This is a genomic window from Bacteroides sp. 1_1_30, assembly GCF_020982715.1.
Lineage (GTDB): Bacteria > Bacteroidota > Bacteroidia > Bacteroidales > Bacteroidaceae > Bacteroides > Bacteroides xylanisolvens.
The window spans coordinates 1-3,659 of the sequence record NZ_JAJKHN010000170.1 but is presented as its reverse complement, the minus strand read 5'-3'; the positions used below and the strand labels follow the sequence as shown (position 1 = coordinate 3,659).

Sequence of the window (3,659 nt, the reverse complement as noted above, 5' to 3'; positions counted from 1 at the left end):
TGAACGTGAAAATACAACATCGCAACAGTCAGTCATATTTAATGAAGTAAAGCAGATAATTACAGATTTTGCAGAAAGCAATGAAATACTGCAAGAATTGGAAAAAATCGTAAACACTTGTCATGACAATGCCATGTACAAGCTCAAGGAAGATTTTCCGACCATGAAAACTTCTGACACCAGGCTGTTATGCTATATTTTTGTAGGATTCTCACCACAAGTAATTAGCTTATTCATGAAGGATACGGTGGCTAACGTATATGCTCGAAAATCACGGCTCAAATCACGTATCAAATCTGCAAAAATAGTAAATAAAGAACTGTTTTTAAATCTTTTGGGATAAAACGGTACATTATTTACGGTAATATATTTTTGACAGGTAAAGGCGCATTTCAGTAATTATATGGATAAAACAAGGAATATGCTTGGCGAGATGAAATAACTATACACAATCCATCTTATAAGTTGTGATCAAGAAAAACAATATCAAAACAGATTTGAACAGTCTTCTTAAAAAGGCAAACAATCTACTTTTGCTTATATATTTGGAGAAGTAGCTAATTTGAAACATAATGCTTTAAATATATCTGACGGATACAATTCAGGAACAGATAACAGTTTATTTTTTTATTATATAAGAACATGCAAAAAAAGAATTTATTCGGAATACTTATTTTAATTGCTTATTTCGCTTCCTGTAATCAAATACATAAAACCCACTATGAGAATGGATGGTATCACATCCTATCACAGCAAAAAGACAGTATTGCTAAAGAGTCTATTGTAACAGTAAAAGATTTTGTTTCGTTACGAATGGATTCTGATGAAAATGGGACATGCGTAATTGTGGGGCAAATAAGCAAGCATAAACTAAAAAAATGGGCAAAAGAAACAGAAAAGGCAATTGGCAAACATATAGCTTTTGTACTTGACGATACGGTAATCACAAATCCAAAGGTGAATGCAAGAATTGAAAACGGTGTTTTTCAAATATCGTTACCTCATGGCTACGATTTAAAAAACATATATAATAAAATTAGGAAAGAGAAAATAGATTCTATTGAAAGTATATTCAAAGGTTGGGAGAAAGATTCCATCTATTACTCATCCAAAGAGAAAGCCGATTCAATTGTGTTTGCGATAGACTACTGGGAGGCTTCTGAATGGGTGGATATGTCGGTCAATCCCGAAGATCATTATTGGTGGGGAGATTTAGATACTGCCACCTACAGCAAATTAGAATCTGCCTTATGCGAAGAAATTGCCAAGCCAAATTTCAGCAGCCGTGCAGAAGATTATATGAAGTTGGATACATATAAGAGGTACAAGGCGTATCTTTGCGAAAATGCAGACTATATTAATCTCATGTTTCAAGGTTTCTTGTTTACAGAACCGGCTACCGGACTATGCGGGTTTCTAGTGGATGATATAGTGAGAAGCCGATATCCCACTGCCCCAAGTATTCGGGTAATGACCTTAAAGATAGATAACCAAGATGACGAGATGTTCGCCAAGTTGAAATATCAGAAAGCTATTTGGCGGTTGATGAATAAAGAAAGAGATGCGAAGAGTAACAAGCAATGAGAATGGTAGCTATGAGTAATTTGAAAAACAAAGTATTAACAGCAATGGGTATCATAAAATACTCATTTGGTTTCTGACGATTATTCCTGTCGGTATTCCTTTATGTGCTATTATTGGGCTTATGTATGGTATTAAAAATAAAGATACAATATTTACCAAATGCTCTGCCGTAGCTTTATTTGTTGGAATAGCTTGTATTGTTTATACTCTATTAGTTATAAAATCTACGTAGATTGAAATATTTACCAAATATGTGAATAAAAGATTATCAATAAATATAGGGAAACAAACCAAAGGTGTATGGATATAAATAAGGTTATTAATGATGTCTTCAAAATTGTACTAAATATTTTATTTGTATTTACAAAGAGTTATTTGACAACATAGCACCGCAAATCGCTGAAATTTGCACGGTTGCTAATTCGTTACCTCTATTTCTCAAATACTCTGCTAAAAGTTTATTCTTCAATCGGTTAAATCCAACCGATGAAAATCTAAAATAAAAATACACGATAAAGATATAAAAGAAATCGTGTTTTGTTTAGGTAGATTTTACACCGCTCGATATGCTTAAAAATTATCGTCAAAGTTGTAACGAATAAATCAGCAGCTTCCATACTCTGTTCACTTTCTTGGGAATAACCCAACAGATGCTTGACATCCTCTCCTTTTTTTTTGGGGGGGGTAAAAGTTATTTTTTTCTCCTGAAAATAAAATGGCCTTGGTAGTCTTGAAGTCCTATATCAACTTTTCATATTCATAACTGATTAAATATTTAACTAGTAATATTCGTTACCAGTTATTTAGTGGTGTTCAGATTGCCCCTCTTCATTCACTAACCAATCCTAAATCGTTAATGTGATTCGTCAGTAATTAGCAAATTTCCTTAATATTTAGTCCCTCCAGACTATTATTAAGGCAAGAAAAAACAAATCCGTTTAATTCGGAGGCAAAGTCAACAGTATACAGATAGATGAAATCTCCTTTATAGAACATATCTCCTTTACGGCTTTTAACGAAGTAATACATTTGAAAGACTGTATTCATTTACAACAACTGATCAAAGTTAGGATTAAGGTACTTGCTGCGGATTCAAGCTACACTAATAATGTCAATTTAAAAAGTTTTACAAAACACTTCTTTAAGTACAAGGTCTGAGCTATCTAAATTGCTCCATTTCGTAAGATTTGATGGTCAGAACTCAGCCATGAAAGTGCTACCAGATTGAAAGGAAGTTTTAAAATGTAGAAATAATATTATTTACAGACCAGAATAAAAAGCCAGAAACAGGGAAGTGGAAATATTTTGGATTTTCTTTGGAGTACATACGTTCAATGCGGTATGTATGATTGAAAAGGTCACGAAGAAAAAAAAAGAACGGCAGCATAATCTGACTAAAATAAGAGGAGAGAGTGGGTGAACTTCACCTAAAAATGAGGTATATAATGCATGGATGGAAAAAATAGGAATATGTAAATGATATTCTATAAAAAATGGAAGACTGGGGCTTTTCGAAAAAATGAAGAGAAAAAAAATTATATAAAGTGTTTTTTTTATTAACTTATAGGAAAGAACATCTTATGAAAGAGAATCAATTTATTTTTCAAATCATTCGTATTTGTTTGTGTCATAAAAAGTCTTAAAACAAAGTTTATTTGAATATTAGATACTCATTATATCTTTGTGCCTTCAAACAAAGAGTACATTAAATCAGAACAAACAGCCGTTTGCACGAGCATTGAATTTAACTTTATAATAAATCTAGCTGTGTGGTGAGAGATGAGACTGCTAGCGAGATAATCTATTTATTAGAACTTAAGTGCCCCTATTGCATGAGTGAATGTTCAAGAGTATGGCCTGAATGATATCAAATGAGTACAGAAAGCGACTCGAAACGATATGGAAGATAGCTATATGATACCCTCTAAAAGTAAATCTATCAAGAGACGTCAGACGTTTATGACAATGTTTTTTTAACAATACGATGTCACAACACATAGCTTTTGTAGATGAGTTATTTTAAGATAATATTGGTGACAACAACCGACTTTTGTATCTGTCTCTTATACACATCT

1 protein-coding gene and 1 pseudogene are annotated in these 3,659 nt (G+C 32.6%); both read left to right on the top strand.

Annotated features, from left to right (window positions below):
• A pseudogene (locus LPH68_RS25715) lies at nucleotides 1-343 on the top strand (hypothetical protein); the annotation flags it as partial.
• A 299-nt stretch (nucleotides 344-642) separates the two neighbouring features.
• Nucleotides 643-1,584 carry a hypothetical protein gene (locus LPH68_RS25710; protein WP_004311519.1) on the top strand — a complete coding sequence of 314 codons (942 nt, stop codon included), beginning with the start codon at nucleotides 643-645 and terminating at the stop codon, nucleotides 1,582-1,584.
• Nucleotides 1,585-3,659: the final 2,075 nt, after the last annotated feature.

What these genes read in the sequence shown, in the direction of transcription:
- LPH68_RS25710 (WP_004311519.1), top strand. Translation starts at nt 643, where the DNA reads ATGCAAAAAAAGAATTTATTCGGAATACTTATTTTAATTGCTTATTTC.